The organism is uncultured Brachyspira sp. (assembly GCF_944390845.1).
Taxonomy (GTDB): domain Bacteria; phylum Spirochaetota; class Brachyspiria; order Brachyspirales; family Brachyspiraceae; genus Brachyspira; species Brachyspira pulli.
The window spans coordinates 48,224-66,909 of record NZ_CALXRM010000011.1 but is presented as its reverse complement, the minus strand read 5'-3'; the positions used below and the strand labels follow the sequence as shown (position 1 = coordinate 66,909).

At 26.0% G+C, this 18,686-nt stretch carries 15 protein-coding genes; 4 read left to right on the top strand and 11 right to left on the bottom strand.

Annotated elements, in window-relative coordinates; all coding sequences use genetic code 11:
* Positions 1-405: 405 nt before the first annotated feature.
* Together Q0K52_RS03875 and Q0K52_RS03870 are read right to left on the bottom strand one after the other, a co-directional pair.
* Positions 406-1,569, bottom strand: coding sequence for a DUF6348 family protein (locus tag Q0K52_RS03875; RefSeq protein WP_297296662.1), 1,164 nt, complete (start codon positions 1,567-1,569; stop codon positions 406-408).
* Entirely contained in the window at positions 1,562-2,080 is a 519-nt protein-coding gene (locus Q0K52_RS03870; RefSeq protein WP_297296660.1) for a phosphoesterase, read from the bottom strand. The genes Q0K52_RS03875 and Q0K52_RS03870 overlap by 8 nt, the downstream gene beginning before the upstream one ends.
* Before the next feature lie 223 nt (positions 2,081-2,303).
* Between Q0K52_RS03870 and Q0K52_RS03865 the strand changes: the two genes are divergently transcribed.
* On the top strand, positions 2,304-4,718 hold the full coding sequence (locus tag Q0K52_RS03865; protein WP_297296658.1) for a chemotaxis protein CheA: 2,415 nt from the start codon (positions 2,304-2,306) through the stop codon (positions 4,716-4,718).
* A 699-nt stretch (positions 4,719-5,417) separates the two neighbouring features.
* Here the strand turns inward: Q0K52_RS03865 and Q0K52_RS03860 are convergent.
* The 3 genes from Q0K52_RS03860 to fusA form a co-directional block, all read right to left on the bottom strand.
* The gene (locus Q0K52_RS03860; RefSeq protein WP_297296656.1) at positions 5,418-5,819 is read right to left on the bottom strand and encodes a FlgD immunoglobulin-like domain containing protein; all 402 of its coding nucleotides are present in this window, start codon (positions 5,817-5,819) and stop codon (positions 5,418-5,420) included.
* Between the two features lie 15 nt (positions 5,820-5,834).
* A complete protein-coding gene (locus Q0K52_RS03855; protein ID WP_297296654.1) occupies positions 5,835-6,653 on the bottom strand; it encodes a PTS sugar transporter subunit IIA in 819 nt (272 codons plus the stop codon).
* An 86-nt stretch (positions 6,654-6,739) separates the two neighbouring features.
* Entirely contained in the window at positions 6,740-8,830 is a 2,091-nt protein-coding gene (fusA, locus tag Q0K52_RS03850) for an elongation factor G (protein WP_297296652.1), read from the bottom strand.
* 593 nt (positions 8,831-9,423) lie between these two features.
* Between fusA and Q0K52_RS03845 the strand changes: the two genes are divergently transcribed.
* The 3 genes from Q0K52_RS03845 (at position 9,424) to Q0K52_RS03835 (ending at position 11,657) form a co-directional block, all read left to right on the top strand.
* Positions 9,424-10,320 (top strand): hypothetical protein, encoded by an 897-nt coding sequence (locus Q0K52_RS03845; protein ID WP_297296650.1) that lies wholly within the window; start codon positions 9,424-9,426, stop codon positions 10,318-10,320.
* A 65-nt stretch (positions 10,321-10,385) separates the two neighbouring features.
* A complete protein-coding gene (locus Q0K52_RS03840) occupies positions 10,386-10,691 on the top strand; it encodes a hypothetical protein (RefSeq protein ID WP_297296648.1) in 306 nt (101 codons plus the stop codon).
* Between the two features lie 90 nt (positions 10,692-10,781).
* Entirely contained in the window at positions 10,782-11,657 is an 876-nt protein-coding gene (locus tag Q0K52_RS03835; RefSeq protein WP_297296646.1) for an Rpn family recombination-promoting nuclease/putative transposase, read from the top strand.
* Between the two features lie 422 nt (positions 11,658-12,079).
* Here the strand turns inward: Q0K52_RS03835 and Q0K52_RS03830 are convergent, their stop codons facing one another.
* From Q0K52_RS03830 to Q0K52_RS03805, 6 genes are all read right to left on the bottom strand, one after another.
* The gene (locus Q0K52_RS03830; RefSeq protein WP_297296644.1) at positions 12,080-13,123 is read right to left on the bottom strand and encodes a hypothetical protein; all 1,044 of its coding nucleotides are present in this window, start codon (positions 13,121-13,123) and stop codon (positions 12,080-12,082) included.
* Between the two features lie 101 nt (positions 13,124-13,224).
* On the bottom strand, positions 13,225-14,562 hold the full coding sequence (locus tag Q0K52_RS03825) for a hypothetical protein (RefSeq protein WP_297296642.1): 1,338 nt from the start codon (positions 14,560-14,562) through the stop codon (positions 13,225-13,227).
* A 411-nt stretch (positions 14,563-14,973) separates the two neighbouring features.
* Complete coding sequence (locus Q0K52_RS03820) at positions 14,974-15,720, bottom strand: MerR family transcriptional regulator (protein WP_297296640.1); 747 nt, start codon at positions 15,718-15,720, stop codon at positions 14,974-14,976.
* 19 nt (positions 15,721-15,739) lie between these two features.
* A complete protein-coding gene (locus Q0K52_RS03815; RefSeq protein ID WP_297296638.1) occupies positions 15,740-16,021 on the bottom strand; it encodes a hypothetical protein in 282 nt (93 codons plus the stop codon).
* Positions 16,022-16,174: 153 nt separating this feature from the next.
* Positions 16,175-16,345 carry a hypothetical protein gene (locus Q0K52_RS03810; RefSeq protein ID WP_297296636.1) on the bottom strand — a complete coding sequence of 57 codons (171 nt, stop codon included), beginning with the start codon at positions 16,343-16,345 and terminating at the stop codon, positions 16,175-16,177.
* A gap of 102 nt (positions 16,346-16,447) precedes the next feature.
* On the bottom strand, positions 16,448-18,673 hold the full coding sequence (locus Q0K52_RS03805) for a hypothetical protein (RefSeq protein WP_297296634.1): 2,226 nt from the start codon (positions 18,671-18,673) through the stop codon (positions 16,448-16,450).
* Positions 18,674-18,686 lie beyond the last annotated feature (13 nt).

Genomic DNA, 18,686 nt, shown 5'->3' with positions numbered 1-18,686 from the left:
GTCTGTTAAATTAAAATCCATATTGTTATTATACAATAGATTAAAAAAATGACAAACTTAAAAATTTTCAGTATATACTAAAAATTTTAGAGTTTGTCAACCGATGCACTTTATATAGAATTATCAACTTTTTTGCCACACACGCTCTGCGGACTTCGTCAAAGTTGCTGCCTACGGCACGCAGAGCGAAAAACGCAATTGCTAGAACTTTATATTTTAAGAATATATATTAAATATAGTGTAAACCCTAGTTTTAGGTCAAAAATGCAGTTGTTTTGGTTCTTTTATACTAATACCGAAAGGTACCTTGCCTACGGCACGCAGAGCGTCGGTAAAAGAACTGGGGTGTTACGAAGTACGCAGATCTGCACTCTGTGTGCTTCGCAGTGGGCAAAGCCACATATATTAAATAAATTTATAATCTTCTGTAAAAGTGAATGTGCAAGAAACAAATATATCATGCATAGCTATATTAGGATTATTTTGCATAGATTCGTATATTGTATTATAAGAATTGCTAATATGAACCAAGTCATTGAATGTATCTTTTTTAAAAATATTATTTGAAAAGCCGTCTATTAAAGCATCTTCAATATATTTATAGCTTGTAAATTGAGTTTTTAATATTTTATAACTTTTATTTCCTATATTTACTGTTGCTCTTTCATCAAATACAACATCTTTGAATGCATTTTCTGTACATATTTCAGGTATAAAATTAATTATTTCTTCCCTTATGTTTTTATCAACAATTATATTACTTATACTTTCAATAAACTTTTCATAATATCCATTCAATTTTTCGAATTCAAGTACATATTCTATAACAAAATATTCTATTTCTTCTTTAGTGTATGGATATTTTATATATGTTGCATCCGATTGAAGTATAAAGAAGAACTGTTTTATAGAAAAAAATTCTCCATTATTGTCCCATTTTATAATTTCATTTTGTACGCAATTTTCTAAGAGTTTATTTTGAACATTATTCATAGAACATTCAACCATAATTTCACCATCTGGCATTTTAGCACCATAAGTTTTTATGAAGCTTACTCTGTTATTATTAAGTATAAAAGGAACTTCTTTATAAATGGCATTCCATAAGAAACTAGAATATCCGTTTTCTTGATCAAATCCTACATATTCATTGTAGAAATCTTCTTTATTTTCTATATTTCCAAGACCTATCATAGGACTTTCACATACTGTAAAAATCTTTTTATTATCAAGTAAATAAGTTTCTATTTCATGATGAAAAATTCCTGAAAGAAAATCTAATATGCCTTGCAAAGCGGAATATACAAAATTATCAGATGAAAGTTCTATGGCTTTATATTCGTCTGATGCTATACTTGAAGATGAATCAAAAAATACATAATCAAAAAGTGGAGCTTTCACATAGAAATATATTGTACATAATACACTATTTTTCTTTTCCAGCTGAACTATTTTTGGTTCAATAGTAATATCATAACTTAAAAATTTAATAGTATCATTTTCTATTTTATTTTTTTCTGTTATAGTTTTATGAAGTCTATTTAATAATATATATTTGTAACTATTCATTTAATACCATTTTTAATATTTCATTAATTGATAATGGAGTTAAGTTATGAATATCACTAGCAACATTAAATGCCATATTATGATATTTTTTATCATTATGCCAATGTCCATGAATAAGCATTGTTCCGTTGTAGTAGCCTTCCCACTCCAATATAGGATAATGAAATAACACTATTTTTTTTATTTTTTCATTATATTTTTTGATATCTAATACATAATAATCTTTTATAAATTTAAATAATTTGATATCAAAATTTGGATTGTTTAAAAATTTATCATTATTTCCTTTAATTAAATATTTATTTCCTTTTAAATATTTAAGGAGTTCAGAAGTTTTTTTATAACCATTTTCATTTGAAAAATCACCTATGATATATATATCATCATTATCCGAAATTTTTTTATTCCAATTATCAACAAGTACATTGTGTAAAGAAATATAATCATCAAATTTATTTTTTCTGTTTCTCCCAATATGAAAAAAGTGAGTATCAGAAGTAAAATATATCATACAACTCCTACAATATATTTAAAAATAGTGAAAAATAATACATAATAATATATTTAAAGTTTGATAATATTTCAATCTTTAAATAATAAAGATGTAGACATTTAACAATTTTTATCATATAATAAATTATTATATTTTCAAGTAAAAATATTATTTACTATAGATATTTTCGGAGCTTTCCGATAATATATGGTAAGATTTTCAATTTTTATGGGGCGTATAAATGGATGATTATATAAAAAGTCTGCTTAAAGATTTCTTTGAAGAAGCATTTGAAATGCTTGATAGGCTTGAACAGAATATTCTTATTTTGGATAATGAAAGAAATAACGTAGATGCAATACAAGAAATATTCAGAGCAGTTCATACTTTAAAAGGAAGTGCTGGTGCAGTAGAACTTGTTGAAACACAAAAATATGCCCACAGATTTGAGGATTTACTTGACTTAATTAGAAATAATAAAATAGAAGTTGATGATGCTACTATAGATGTACTTTTAAAAGGTATAGATATATTAAAAGACCTTATTAATACAGCAAGCGAGGAAAGTACATATTCCGGAGATATAGAAGCTGAAATAAAAAAATTAGAAGATTTTAAAAATATGAAATTGGGTTCTGGTCCTGCACCATCTGCCGGAACAGATGCTCCTGCAGCAGCTGCTTCTAGTTCAGCCCCAACAGCTGTACCTGAAGCTGAGAAAAAAGTAAATAAATATGAACTTCTGCCAAATGACAGCGATTTACTTGGTATTATTAGAGATAACGTAGAAGAAAATGTAAAAACTAAATTGGTTCATGTAAGTTTTGACCCTGAAAGCCCTATGAGAACAGTAGGAGGGGTTCAAGTATTCGTTGCTCTTAAAGATGTAGGCGAAATAATGGGAAGCATACCTCCTCTTGAAGCTTTGGAAGGTGATGAGTTCTATGAGCATGTAACTTATATACTTGCTACTATTAAAGAAGATCAAACCATAATAGATGCTATTACATTACCAGATGTTACAAAAGAAATATCGCTTGAAGAAATAATATTAGAAGAATATGAAAAATTCCTTCAAGATAAAAAACAAAAAGAGGAAGCTCAAAAAGCAAAAGAAGCTGCAGCGGCATCTAACAATGCAGCTAAAAAACCTGATGCTGCTAAATCTGGAAAAGATCATAAAGTTGACAGACAAAGTTCTTTCTTAAGAGTAGAAAGTGACAGAATAGATGCTATGATGAACCAGGTGGGAGAGCTTGTAACAAATAAAAGTTCATATATACAGTATGATGATGATCTTACTTCATATCAAAAGATTATAGGTACTAGTATAAATGAAGTAAAAAGATATTATAGAGATAGTATTGTTCAGATACTTAGAAAATTTGAAGAGCATTTGCAGAAAAAAGAAGCTAAAGAAATTAGAAATACATATATAGACGGATTTAATAATAAATTAACTGAATTTGTAAAAATGGAAGAAGAGTTTAAAAATACTTTAGATAAGTTTAGAAACTCTTATCAGCTTCTTACTAGGGTAACAAATGAATTACAAGAAACTGTAATGAAAATAAGGATGTTGCCTATAGCACAAACATTCAATAGATTCCCTCGTTTAATAAGAGATTTATCAAGAGATTTAGGTAAAGAAGTAAAATTAGAAATGTACGGAGAGGAAACAGAATTAGATAAATCCGTTATTGAGGTATTAGTAGACCCATTGGTTCACATTATAAGAAATGCTATGGACCATGGTATAGAGCCTCCTGATGAAAGGGAAAAAGCCGGAAAACCTAGAACTGGTACTGTTGTTTTAGGTGCTTCGCATGAAGGTAACTTGATCATCATAAAAATATCCGATGACGGTAAAGGAATGATACCTCAAAAGATATTTGAAAGTGCAGTTAAAAAAGGCTTAGTATCAGCTGATGCTAAATTATCAGAAAAACAAATGTTAGAATATATATTTGCTCCTGGTTTTTCTACTGCAGCAAAAATTACCAATGTATCCGGTAGAGGTGTTGGTATGGACGTTGTTAAGAAAAGTTTAGAGAAAATAAATGGTACTGTTGGTATAGAAACAGAGTGGGGGAAGGGTTCTACATTTTTCTTGAGAATTCCTCTTACTGTTGCTATTATTCAGGCTCTTATTGTTGATGCTGAAAAAGAATATTATGCAGTTCCAATTAACAGTATATTGGAAACTATCAAAATAGATGTTAAAGATATTCAGGAATTAGAAGGTATAGAAGTTATTAAAGTTAGAGAAGATGTTATTAACGTATTAAGTATTAAGGAGTTATTCAGACTTCCTTCAAGATACAATAATATTAAATCTTATTATGCTGTTATTCTTTCATCTGAAGGTAAAAAAGTAGCATTGCTTGTTAATAACTTAATAGGTGAGCAGGATATAGTAATAAAAACTCTTAAAGACAATATCACAAAAAGTGAAGGTTTAGCTGGTGCTACTGTTTTGGGTGATGGTACTGTAAGCTTCATTTTGGATATTCAAACAATAGTAAGTCTTGGTACTAAGAGACTTATAGAGAGAGGAAAAGGCAATAACTCTAAAAATAATAAAAATGATTTAAGAAGCTTTATTGAAAAATTAAAAAATAATGGTATTCCAGAAGCTAATTCTGCTAAAGAATAATTATATTTAATTTTAGTATTGCTTATAAGAGTTTTTATTTTTCAAATATTTTGGGTACTTAATTCAAAGAGTTATATTCTTAGTTTTTTATATTCGCAAAGTATAAATTTATTTTAAAATCATATTCTATCAACTTATATAGAAAATATGTTATTAATCTAAGGAATTTAGTATATACCTAAACAACTATATTTTGTCAAAATAAATTTATATTTTTATTTTTATATCTGTGGCTTTGCCCACCGCTCTGCGTGCTTACGCAAGACCATACTTCTTTTGCCAATTAGGCACCTACTCGGTGGTGTCGCAAAGAAGCTATATCATCGACAGGCTCGGATACACTTCGCGAAGGACTGCATTTTTATAGGTTATACCCTATATTTAATAGGCATGTTTTTAATATAAAGTTCTAGCAATTGCGTTTGCCGTAAGCAGCAACTTTGACGAAGTCGCGGCAAAAAAGTAGATAATATCTATATAAAGTGCATCAGTTGACAAACTTAAAAATTTTCAGTATATATTCTATAAATACTTATAAAATAATAATAGACTTAATTTTTTTATTAAATAAATATTTTAATGAAATTAATATATATAATTATTTATATGATGCTCTAATTTTTATTATAAGTTTTTTAAATTAATTCAATAAATAATATTTAGCTATACACTAAAACTATATAAACTTTTTATAAAAAATTATCTTATAGAAGTTTTAAATTCTGATAGGAATGTTGTATCTTGATTATCTTTTACTATAGCTTTAGCATCATAGACTCCAGATGGAAGATATTTTCCATTTTTATCTATACCAGACCATATACATGTAGCACTTTGTTTGCTGCTTTCAATAACCAAGTCTTTTGAATCAACTAAATCGCCGCTTTGTGAATATATTTCAAGTTTGGCACTAATTATTTCTCCGCTTTTAATAGAAACTTTATAAGTAGTATGTTCTTCAGACGGAGTAAATGGGTTAGGGTAGTTGTAAAACTCTAAAATGGCAGAGCTAGGTTTATTTGGTGAACAGGAAATATAAAGGAAAGCCAAAATAATTAATATTAATTTAGCTTTCCTTATTCTCAATAAATTATTTAACATTAAAATAACTTAAAATTAATCAGTAGTAAATAATATTCTTCCGCAATGGAAACACATTATAATTTGATTTTGTCTTCTAACTTCATTAACAGTCATTTTAGGTATAGCTACATTACAAGCACTGCATTTATAATTTTCGATTTTAGCAAGAGCTTCACCTTTATTTTCTTTAATTCTCTTATAATTTTCTAATACAGCTATATCTATTTTGCTAAGAATAGTGTCTTTATATTTTTTGTATTCTTCTAAAACTACATCAGATTTTTGCTGAGAGTGAGTAGAGCTATAAAGTTCATAAGCTTTGATTTGTATTTCAGCTCTTTCAAGTTCTATTAAGAATTTAATTTGTTTTTCAGCTTCAAATTTTTCATCTAATTTTTTGAAAGATTCTAAAACGCTAGCAAGTTCATCATAACCTTTAGTAGCCATAACTTTGTCAAGTATTTCTTTTTGGTTAACCAAGAAGAATATTTGAGAAAGATTTAAAAGGTAATCTTGAGGGTTATCAAGATCAGAAAGTATAGCAAATACAAGTTTAACAGGGCTTTTTTCATCTGAATCTGAATCATAGTTAATTTCATCTTTCAAAAAACCTACGAATATGTCTGTTCTTCCGTAACCTTGAATTCTTCCATGTGGAACAGCAACACCATTACCAATATTAGTTGTGTATTCATCTTCACGTTTTTTGAATGCATCGAATATAGCGTCTGCTGAAGCAGAAGCAACAGGTGCAATTTTTTCACTTAAAGCTCTAAAAAGTGATTCTTTGTCTTTTGATTCCAAACCTTCAAATACATGTTCTTTTGTGATTTTGTCAATTATTTTGAGCATACAATCTCCTAATTTTATACATATATAATTATTATATTATAGTATATAAAAAATATCAACTTTATTTTTATATACTAAGCCCAACTTTATTCTGCAATACCAAGCAATGCTTTTCTTTCCTCTATAACTTTGTCAGCTAAAGGACCTGTAAGCTCTTGATAATGAGAATGCTCCATTTCAAAAGTACCTCTGCCGGAAGTAGATGCTTTCATTTCTATTGAATAAGTAAGTATTTCTGAAAGCGGTACTTCTGCTTTAATCATTTGTACTGTATTAGATGCTGCCTCCATACCTAAGATTTTGCCTCTTTTACCTGTGAGTTCGTTCATTATAGAACCTGTAAACTCCTCAGGTACATAAACAGTAACTTTCATAACTGGCTCTAATAATACAGGGCTTGCATTTTTGAATGCTTCTTTAGCTGCCATTGAGCCTGCTATTCTAAATGATAATTCATTAGAATCTACATCATGATATTTACCGTCATAGAGTCTTACTTTTATATCAACCATAGGATATCTTCCTAATGGTCCTTGTGCTAATGCATCTTGTATACCTTTTTCTACACCAGGTATATATTGTTTTGGTATAGCTCCTCCAAATATATCGTTTACAAATTCAAAACCGCCGTCACGTGGTAGAGGTGAAACTTCTAAATGAACTTCTCCAAACTGACCGCTTCCGCCTGATTGTTTTTTATGTCTGTATTGAGCTTGAGCTTGTTTTCTGATAGTTTCTCTATAAGCTACTCTTGGAACGCTTTGTTCTATTTCTGCTTTAGTAAGAGAAATAACTCTTTCCAATGCTAATTTTACTTGTAATGCTCCCATAGCTTTTATAATAGTTTCTTTAGTTTCACTATCAAACTCTACATTAAATGTTAAATCTTCCTGAGCAATAGTATCTAATACTTCCAATGCTTTAACATCATTTTTCAATATCTTAATTGCTGTAAAGTATATTGGCTGAGGAACTTTAAGAGGTAAGAATTGGAATGGTGAAGATGGAACACTTATTGTATCACCAGTTCTGCAGTCAGAAAGTTTTGCCAATACTCCGATATCTCCTGCTGTAATAGTATCGCTTTCTATTTGTTTTTTACCTCTTGCCATATATATATGAGCAACTTTTTCTTTTTTGCCGGTTCTTGAATTATATATTTCATCGCCGCTTTTTATGCTTCCGGAACGAACTTTAAAGAATGATATTCTTCCTGCATATTGGTCTATTGTAGTTTTAAATACAAATGCAGCAAAAGGATTATTTTCTCCTAATATAGATCTTGTTGCTGGTTCATTAGTTAAAAGATCTGTACCATCTGTAACAGGAACATAAGAAGGTGAAGGCATATATCTGATAATAGTATCAAGTACAGCACCCATACCTATATCTCTTATAGAAGTTCCGAAAAGAATAGGTACTACTTTATATTGAAGTATAGATTTTGTTAAAGCATCAATATATTCTTCATCTGTAAATTTACCGCCCTCTAAAAATCTCTCTGTAAGGCTGTCATCTACTTCGCATACTAATTCTTTTAATCTGTCGCGTGTAGCTCTGTATTCATCATAATATTCTTCAGGTATTTCTGCTTCTATGATTTTTCCATGTTCATCTCTAAAATAAGCCTTATGATAAATAACATCTATTATACCTTTGAAATCTTTACCATTACCCATAGGTATTTGTATAGGCACTACAGGAGGCTCTTTAAAGTTATGTTCTATTTTTTCTAATAATGTTTTATGATCAACCATTTCTTTGTCTATTTTATTAATAAAGACAATTCTTGGTCTTTTAAAATTATTAGCCATTTGCCAATGTTTTTCAGTTTCTATTTGAATACCAAATTCCGCATCAATTACAACTATACAAGATTCTGCAACTCTTAAAGCAGGGTTAATTTCACCGCTGAAATCTCCAGACCCCGGAATGTCAACCAGATTAATTTTATGATCTTTCCATTCAATAAAACTTAAAGAAGTACGTATAGACATTTTTTGTTTAATTTCTTCATCAGTATAATCACTGACTGTAGTACCTCTTTCGATTTCACCTTTCTTCTCTATGGCATTTGCTCTGAGAAGTAAAGCTTCGTTTAAAGTAGTTTTACCACTTCCTACATGGCCTAAAAGTACAACATTACGAATACTTTCTGGGTTATAAATTTTGCCCATAAACATTCCTCCTCTTATAACTGGTAATATTTTGATATAATAGATTATTTATTATACTATTGGATTGGTTTCTAAAGAAGCTTAAAGAATAAGCTGATTCATAGAAAACTAAGCAATGCATGATAATTCAAGTATAGTAAAAAAAATATGAAAAATCAACTTCTATATACATTTTTTATTATTATAAGTAATAATAAATTAATAAAATACAGAAATATACATTTTTGAAATATTGATAAAAATATAATTAAACTATAATATATGAAAAATTATAGTTGGGCTATTTTATGATTACTGATTTGTTTAAGAAAATTAATTTTAGATTATTTATAGTTTTGATTATACCTAAACAACTATATTTTGTCAAAAATAAATTTATATTTTTGTTTTTATATCTGGGGCTTTGCCCCATACCCCAGTTCTTTTATTGGTATAAAAGAACCAAAAAAACTGCATTTTTAGTCTAAATCTAGGTTATACCATACATTTAATACATATATTTTTAATATAAAGTTCTAGCAATTGCGTTTTTTGCAACTTTTTTGTGCGGCAAAAAAGTTGATAATATTACATAATGTGCAGTAGTCGGCAAAATGAAATCGTTTCAGTATATACAAGCTTTAATACCTTCTATTTATTCAATTTTTAGAATATATTTATTAGACAGTTATCCTGATTCAAGCGGAATAAATATAGCTTCTCAGCAAATGTGGCTTGGGATAATATATGAAGTATTTGAAGAAGCGATAATAGCTCCTTTATTTTTCTTTTTTGGTAATATCAAAGATGATGACATAAATAATCATAAAGAAATATTCATTAATAAAGTAAGAAGTTCTCTTATCATAATAACTTTTATATATATAATAATGGCTTTAATAATAAATATATTTGCCGGCAATTTAGTAAATGTAATGAAACAGCAAACAGAACTTTATGCACAAACAACAACTTATATAAAATTAGAATCATTTGCCAATATTGCTATAGTGCTATTTCATTTAATTATTGTAGCACATACTTCATTAGAAAATTATAAATCTATATTTGCAATTACAACAATAAAAATGGTTCTCACTATTATACTTGATATACTTTTTGTTTCTCAGTATCCTATATCATTAAATCTAGGTGTTAATGGAATTGCCTATAATAATATAATATCAAATTTAATATCTGTGATCATTGCCTTAATATTATTAGATAAAAGCGGATATAATATTTTTGCTAAGATAAAATTAAATTTCCTTTGGAATAAAAATATTACTTCATTAAATGTTATATCAGGTTTTGAGTCTTTTTATAGAAATTTGATTTATAGTATTGTGCTTGTAAGAATGATAAATATTGTAGGAGAGCAGGGTAACTATTGGATAGCTAATTCTTTTTTCTGGTCTTGGCTTTTGATACCAATAAATCAAATAGGTACTTTGATAAAAACAGATTTATCTAAAAAGCATAATAGAAGTTTAAAGCCTTATGTGTTTTAACGACTATATTTGTGATTATATGGATAGCTTTAATACCTACATATAAATATTTTTTGAAGTATATAATGAATGTTCAAAATCTTGATGTAATTATGAATCTGATTATGATACTTCTTCCATTTTATGTATTTTATGCTTACTATAATATCATATCAAATTTACTATATGCAATAGGACAGATAAAATATATATTACTTCAGTCATTTATAGTTAATACATTCTTTAACATTCCATACTTTATTTTATATTTAAAGGGTGTGTATGAAATTACTTTATTAAATATAACATTAAGATTTGGAATAGCTATGTTGGTATCAACTGTAATAATATATATAATTTATTTCTGTATGATAAAAAAAACTAAGGAATAAAGAAATATAATATTTATAATTAACTTTTAATTTTATAATATAATTTTTAATATTTTGACAAACTATTATATTTTTAGTATAATAGCTTATATGGCAACTAATATTAATAAAAAAAAATATTTTAATACTTTGAATGATTATTTTGTCAGATATCTTTTTGCTGATAAAGGAAGCGAAGTTATTTTATTAGACTTTATTAATTCTATAATGCTTAATGCAGGTATGAAAACTTTCCGTTCAGTAGAAATACTTACTCCTTTTAATTATAAAAGCAATAAAAGTAATAAAGAAACTATAGTAGATGTTAAATGTATAACACAAAATGGAGCAGTTGTTATTATAGAGATTCAATTACAAGGTAATTCAAGATTTCCAGAGAGAATACTTTATTATTGGGCTGTTAATTATAGTAAATTATTGAAACATGGCGAAAAATATGATGAGCTTACTCCTGTAATTAGTATTAATCTTCTTAATTTTAATTTAGATAAAAAGAACAATATTCATTCCTGTTATATGCTTTATGAAATGAATAATAAAAGGTTATTAACTGATCATTTACAAATACATATAATTGAATTAAAAAAATTTAAGAAAAATTTATTAGCAAAAGATTTAAATTGCTGGCTTAAATTTTTTACATCAAAAAATGTGGAGGCTTCTATGTCTGAAATAGTAAAAGAAAAACCTATAATGGAACAAGTACAGAAAAAATATAATAATTTTGTAAAAAGTAAATTAATGATGACTGAATATGAGAAAAAAGAAGCTTATTTATACGGCAATCAAATAATGCTTGCTGAGGAAAGAAGATTAGGTAAAGAGGAAGGTATAAAAGTAGGTAAAGAAGAAGGTATAAAAGAAAATCAAATATTAATAGCAAAAAATATGAAAAATAAAAATATGGATATACAGCTTATAAGTGAATTAACAGGTCTTAGCATTGAAGAAATTAATAAACTTTAAATAGTGTATACCTAAACAACTATATTTTGTCAATTTTTGTTTTTTCAATTTTATTGTTTGTGGTGGCTTTGCCCCACCGCTCTACGTACTTCGTAACACCCCCAATTCTTTTGCGACCGCAGGGAGTGCCGTGACTGAAAGGAGTACCTTTAGGTATGGTATTGGCACAAAGAACCTATATCCTCGACAGGCTCGGATACGCTTCGCGAAAGACTGCATTTTTAGTTTAAATCTAGGTTATACCATACATTTAATACATATATTTTTTAATATAAAGTTCTAGCAATTGCGTTTTTCGCTCTGCGTGCCGTAGGCAGCAACTTTTTTGTGCGGCAAAAAAGTTGATAATATTACATAATGTGCAGTAGTCGGCAAAATGAAATCGTTTCAGTATATACAGAGATTTTAATAAAGTAAAACAATTATTTTATAAATAAATATTTATAAAAGCTGTCATTTTTTATATAAGGCAGCAACTCGTACATATTTACATCAATAGAAGAGTATTCTATTTTGTCAGCAGGAAAATAAAAATTAATTGTTACAGAAGCATCATTATTAAAATATATTTCTGCATAATCTAAACTTGTAACTCTTTCATCAAAATATTCTCCAAAATTATCATAGTCGTAATTAGAAACTTGTTCTTTTATTTTTGATTTTATAAAATTTCTGAAACCTATAGTATCATACACTAAATCATTTAATTTGTTATTTACTCTATTGAATGTATTTATTGAGAATATACTTACCACAGTATCATGAACCATTCCAACTCCTCCATAATACCCATTGGAATAATATATTATAGAAAATATTTTATCATCAAAATAACTATGAAGTCTTGAAGATTCAGTATAACTTAAATTAGCCATGTAATCATCATTGCTAAGTGTTTCATCAAGACTGTTATTTAAATCATATATGAATTGATTTAATGTAGTACTTTTTGACTCTAAATTTTCTATTGCTATTCCTTCGTCTTCTATGTATATTCCGCCAATAGAGCCTTCATTTCCTTGATATTCTTTTTCTATATATATTTCATAAATTGAATGTATAAATTTTGAAGTTCTTATATTACAGTCTAAATATTTATTATTGTTTCTCCATTTGCCATTCAAATTAATATAATTTTCAGTTTTTGAATTGATGATATTATATAATTGATCTTCATTAAATGTAAAAGCAAATATTTCATTATCATTTGCTTTTATTGTCATTGATTTTTTATTAATAGTTCCTTCTAGTTTTATTGGAGTATTTATTTTGTCATATTTATAATGTCCTATTATAGAAGCTGTTTTTCCTGACATTATGGAATCGGGGTTTATTATTTTTATATACATACTTATAGGGTATTTATCTATACTTCCTTTAAAAGTAATAAGTAAATATTTATCTATAGAAGTATTAGGGTAAAGATATAATGCAATAATAAAAAATAATAATAAAATTTTTTTCATAATTGAACCTTTATTTAGTATTAAAAAACCTGCCCTAATAAAGTATTAAGACAGGATTTTATTATTGATTGATTTAATTTATAAAATAATATTTTCTATTATCACTCAACCCAGCCTTTAGAAGTCATAAGAGTAATATCTATACCTTTTGTAATATCAATAGTACTAAATGATGTTCTAAATACAAAAGAGCTGTCTGATGCAGTCATAGAATCAATTTTTGATACTGCTTTTATGTCAGATGTTATGCCGCCTGACGTATCTTTAGAAAAATTGAAACTGCTTCCAGACCAATTAATTCCTATTTCTGAAAGTTTAATTTTTAATCTTTGTATTACATCTGTTTTATTGAGACCAGTAGCAGTACTATTTATATAACTTATGCTTCCATTTTTTCCAAACTCAGTAGTATTATCAGCAAATCTTAATTCGTTTACGCTAGATGATGCTGAAAAACTAGGTGAAAAGTCAACCATATTAAATGTTACATTGTCATTTACCATTATATTAATAGTCTCTTCAGAACCTGTATAAGTTTGTCCTGATATTCCCTCAATAAATGCTTTTATTATAGCTTTATCATTTACTATTTGATGATCTTTTTTTAAATTTACATACAAATCTATATCTTTAGTCAAAGTATTACTGTCTTTTCTATATGATATTGTTAATGTCATTTTATATATTTGAGAAGTTTTTACTTTAATATTAAAATCCTCTAATATCTTTAGAGTTTCTACCCAATTTATCATTAGCTTTGGACTTAAGGTAGAAATAAGATCCATAAATATTTTTAAACTTGATACATTCCAATTATCTTGTATACCTTCTGCCTGTTTTAATTGAGAAGGTTTTATGCTGGAAATAGTTATTCCTGCCTCTTTTTTTATTGTAAATGGGGCTTCTTTAGTAAAATCAGTTCCTGTATAAAGAGAAATATCTAAAGGCATATCGGCAGACTTACCTGCTCCGTCTATTGATATATCTTCTTCTGTAACTGGAGGAGTAGAGTTTATTTTTACTGTTATAGTAAATTCATTATTAGCTAAAGAAGCAGTTAAATCATCAGCAAATTGCATACCTTCTGCAGGAGATACGCTTACTTTTATGATTCCATCTTTATCAGCTGTTACTTCCTGCTGCCAAGTTAATGAATCTATATTGTTTATTACTATATTTTCTTTAGATAATGCTTTTAATGCAGTTTTTATTGATGTTAATGCTGTTTCTGCTGTTATTTCTTTTTCAGATGTTAAAGTTAAAGAATTATTTGCTGTTTGTGCTGTGAAATCAGTTACTTTAATAGCACCAAGCCACTCTGTAAAATTTTGAAGAGATACCTTACCAGGCTGTATTGTATCTGGTGTTGTAGGTGTTTTTTTACAGCTTGCAATAAAAATCATCATTACAATCGTAATCAATGCAAGTGTTTTTTTCATTTTGGTTGCTCCTTAAATATTTTTTATTTATAACAATTAAAGATTTTTTATTATCTTTAATAAGTTATCAAGTTTTTAAAAGCGTTTATCTATATTAAATATACTGAAAATTTTTAAGTTTGTCAATTTTTTAGTCAACTTTTTCCCGCCGCAAAAAGTTGCAAAAAGTGCAAGGATAGAATTAGTACTAAATCATACTAAAATTGTCTTACATGTAAGATAATTTATTAAATTAAAGCCCAAATGTAGCCTTTTTGCTTCTTTGTGGCAACAAAAGAAGTGGGGTATGGGGCAAAGCCCCAGATATAAAAACAAAAATATAACTTTACTTTTGACAAAGTATAGTTGTTTAGGTATATATTTGCTCTTTATTCAATGTTGTTAATCAATAAAGTATGAACCTAAGTATGGTTAGGTATGATTTTTGTTTTCGCTTATGATGCTGTAAAACTGTTTAGAGAATTTTTTCCTGTCAAAAGAATCATTGTCATAAGAATTGTATAAACTTAAAAGTATTAAAGATAATAATAATATGCTTGATTCATCAGGATTTAAATTGCTCTTTTTATAATCATTTAATATAGTGTTTAAATACTTATCATTGAAAGTTTCTTTAAAATCATCATCATTTATATTAAATATATTTTTTACTTCTAAGCATATAGAACTTACAAGATCATCTTCTATATTTTTTATGTTTTTTATAATCTCTTTCATCTTCATAAATAACTCCTTATTTTTTATTATTTTTGATAAGAAAAGTATTTCAAAAGATTTATTTTCAAAAATTATTTTTTCTATCTCTCTTATCTCAAGCCCGTAGGATTTTAACTTTACTATCTCTTTTACAATATCAAGATGCTCCATTATGTAGTACCTGCTTTCTGTTCTGATCATTCCTCTTTCAACTCTGTATGCCGGAAGAAGCTCTTTATTATCCCATTCTCTTAATAAATTAATGCTCATATTATTTATATTATTTTTTTCCAAAAGATTTAAAAATTCTCCTATGGACATTAATCTTTTTTTGCTTTTCAAAATAAATAAATATTTTGGCAAGTAATATTTTTTATTCTTTATAAAATAATATAAATCAAAATTGTTTATGTCCCTCTTAGCATTTATATCTATATTGTTGTTTTCATCTCTTTTAGCCATTTTGCATTTACCTTATTTATTAAAAAGTTATAATCATAGATCCGTTAGCTGTTTTTTTATTTAATTTGTACTTGTATCCTAAATCTTGGTATTTTTTAGCTTGTTTTAAAACAACATATTTCAAAACAGGTATTTTATTTTTACTATGAACCCCTCTGCCAAATACCACCTCCATATTAATGCTTAAACTATCTCCGAATACTATTTTTAATGTGTATAGTATCTTTAATAAATTTGTGAAATACTCTCTCACTTCTTTTGCTCTTTTTCTATGTAAGTCAATAGATAAGTAAATGTTCATTATACAATCTCCTTAAATATTATTATTAAATTTTTTAATACCTCGTTATCATTAGATACAAACTTTTTATAATACCTTTCATTAACTTTAATTGTTTAAGCCGCCCCAAACCAATAAATAATTTGAAGCGGCCAGAAGAAATAATTTTATTTATTATTTCTTTTGATTAGGGTTCATCTGTTTGCCTCTATTACCTTGATTCTTGTCATAGGTAATATTTGTTCCAGATGTACCTTTGTTGGCATTTGAAATGTCAGCATTATGATTTGATTTTTTACTCATATTGAGCCTCCTTATATGAAAATTATATTTAGTTAGATACATATTTTTTTATCTAACCATAGTTATATATTAGGACTTTTATACTAATTTATCATTTGACATATTCGTATGGAGGTCAATCGAGAATTTTTTTTTTGATTTTTTTTAGATATTTTTTATAGGAATTTCTATTGATTTGTATATATTATAGAAGTTATTGATTTTTTTGATTATATCTTCTGTATTATCATAGCTTAATTTATATTCTTCTTCTAAAAATGAGTAGAAGAATTTATTTAAAATATCTTCTGAATTATTAATATATTCTGGTTTGTTATTAATTAAACCTATTTTGTTATTATTTAATTCTATCTCTTTTTTTATTAATTTGAATCCTTCAAATTCCTTTATATTTTCTTCTATATCAGAAAATTTATTTTTAATTTTATTTGTAATAAATATTAATAATTCTGTTTCGCTCAATGTGTAAAATTGAACCCATTTAGTCCATCTTTTATTAATATTTTTATCAATCATATTATTTTTGCACATATATTCAAAAATTTTTTTAATTTTATTAATAGTGTTTTTTATTTTTTCTGCTTCTTTTTCTATTAATTTATATTCTTCAAATACTTTTATTTCTTCCTCTATATCACTATCTATAAATGTTTTTTCATCTTTAATTAGATTAATAGCATCATTTATTAATTTTTCTAGTTTACAGCAGTCATATTTTTTATACTTTTCATAGTTTATAATATTAATAAAATATAAATTATTAATAATATTATTAAATGTATTAATATGTTTTTTTATCTTATTAAAATCATATTCGTATGAAGGGGTAATATTATATTCAATAATTTCCTCTTTTTTTTCTTCCTTATGTTCTATTTCATATTTTCTTTTAGCTTTTAAATAATTTTTTACATCTAAATTATATTTTATAATTTCATATGCGATACTCATCAATATAAACTTATAATAATAAATGTATATTTCTTTATAATCATATATTGAATATTTTTTAATTATTTTTTCTTCATCATAATAAATATAAATATTATAGTCAATGATACCGTAATCTTTTATATTATGTTTTTTTGCTGTTTCATTATTTAAATAAAATTTGTAGAATCTATAAGTATTATGATTTCTAAGTGTATTATATTTATAAATGTAAAGAGCTATTATTTTTTTATATTCTTCTTCATTTATAATTTTTTTATCAGTAAATAAATACCCTATAAAATATTGTAAGTAATGAAAAACATTGTCATAGTATAAAATGCCATTTTGTAACTGTTCATCTTCTTTTATATTATAGTTATTATTATCTCTTATTAAATTAAGTATTGTATCATACAAATAAAATATGCTATTCTCTAAGTCTTTTATTTTTATAGTTTCAAAATTATTAAGTATATTTTTTATATCAATTTTCTTTATTTCTTTTTGTCGTTTTTTATCATCGCTTATATTAAAAAGAATTTCTTTTATATATTTTTCACTTTCAATAGTATATATATTTGATTTTAGTATCTTGTCAAAATTAAATATTTCTTTTGCTATATCTTCAGCATCATATAAATAGCTTATATTTCTAATAAATACAAATTCTGTACTTTTTATATCTTTGTATATTCTTAATATTTCATCTAAAACTATTAAACTTTCTAATGTATAATATCTAGTATCTTTTTTCTTATCTTCTTTATACAATCTATATGAAGGAAGAATTGAAACAGTGTTTTTATTATTATCAAAATATTCCTGCATGACTTTTTTTAATCTATCAATTTCTCTCTCTTTGATTATAAGTTCAAAATTGTTATTTTTTATATCTTCTATAATATCTTTATAATTTCTTTCTTTATTATTTAAAAAGCGGTAATTATCATATATTAATTTATAAGGACTTATTATTTTATTAATTATTTTATATATATAAGTGTAACTGAATTGCTCATAAGATTTCAAATTATTATATAATTCTAAAAAGACACCTATTTCAAAAAAACAAATTTTATTTTCATCTAAAAAGAAATAAATGTCATCTGTATAATCAGACTCCACTTCTTTATAGTTTAATCTTTTATCAAACTCTATTTCTATATATTTATATTTTCCTTTATCTAATTGTGCGGGCTTTCCTGAATTCATTGATACTAATAATACTTTTATATCATTATTTTTTAAAGTATTGATTTTATTTACTATATTTTTGAGTGAGTGAAGAATATAATAATCATCATAATCTCTATTTTTATTACTGTTGTATGGAGTATATTTTGAATATATATCTGAACTGTATTTTTCAATTATGTATCTTCTGTCATTATTTTTTATATTGAATTGTTTTGCTTTACTATTTTTACTTGAAGCCATTATGAAACCTAAA

Excerpts from the sequence above, each read along its gene's own strand:
- Q0K52_RS03875 (WP_297296662.1), bottom strand. The coding sequence starts at position 1,569 with ATGAATAGTTACAAATATATATTATTAAATAGACTTCATAAAACTATA.
- Q0K52_RS03870 (WP_297296660.1), bottom strand. The coding sequence starts at position 2,080 with ATGATATATTTTACTTCTGATACTCACTTTTTTCATATTGGGAGAAAC.
- Q0K52_RS03865 (WP_297296658.1), top strand. The coding sequence starts at position 2,304 with ATGGATGATTATATAAAAAGTCTGCTTAAAGATTTCTTTGAAGAAGCA.
- Q0K52_RS03860 (WP_297296656.1), bottom strand. The coding sequence starts at position 5,819 with ATGTTAAATAATTTATTGAGAATAAGGAAAGCTAAATTAATATTAATT.
- Q0K52_RS03855 (WP_297296654.1), bottom strand. The coding sequence starts at position 6,653 with ATGCTCAAAATAATTGACAAAATCACAAAAGAACATGTATTTGAAGGT.
- fusA (WP_297296652.1), bottom strand. The coding sequence starts at position 8,830 with ATGGGCAAAATTTATAACCCAGAAAGTATTCGTAATGTTGTACTTTTA.
- Q0K52_RS03845 (WP_297296650.1), top strand. The coding sequence starts at position 9,424 with ATGAAATCGTTTCAGTATATACAAGCTTTAATACCTTCTATTTATTCA.
- Q0K52_RS03840 (WP_297296648.1), top strand. The coding sequence starts at position 10,386 with ATGAATGTTCAAAATCTTGATGTAATTATGAATCTGATTATGATACTT.
- Q0K52_RS03835 (WP_297296646.1), top strand. The coding sequence starts at position 10,782 with ATGGCAACTAATATTAATAAAAAAAAATATTTTAATACTTTGAATGAT.
- Q0K52_RS03830 (WP_297296644.1), bottom strand. The coding sequence starts at position 13,123 with ATGAAAAAAATTTTATTATTATTTTTTATTATTGCATTATATCTTTAC.
- Q0K52_RS03825 (WP_297296642.1), bottom strand. The coding sequence starts at position 14,562 with ATGAAAAAAACACTTGCATTGATTACGATTGTAATGATGATTTTTATT.
- Q0K52_RS03820 (WP_297296640.1), bottom strand. The coding sequence starts at position 15,720 with ATGGCTAAAAGAGATGAAAACAACAATATAGATATAAATGCTAAGAGG.
- Q0K52_RS03815 (WP_297296638.1), bottom strand. The coding sequence starts at position 16,021 with ATGAACATTTACTTATCTATTGACTTACATAGAAAAAGAGCAAAAGAA.
- Q0K52_RS03810 (WP_297296636.1), bottom strand. The coding sequence starts at position 16,345 with ATGTATCTAACTAAATATAATTTTCATATAAGGAGGCTCAATATGAGT.
- Q0K52_RS03805 (WP_297296634.1), bottom strand. The coding sequence starts at position 18,673 with ATGGCTTCAAGTAAAAATAGTAAAGCAAAACAATTCAATATAAAAAAT.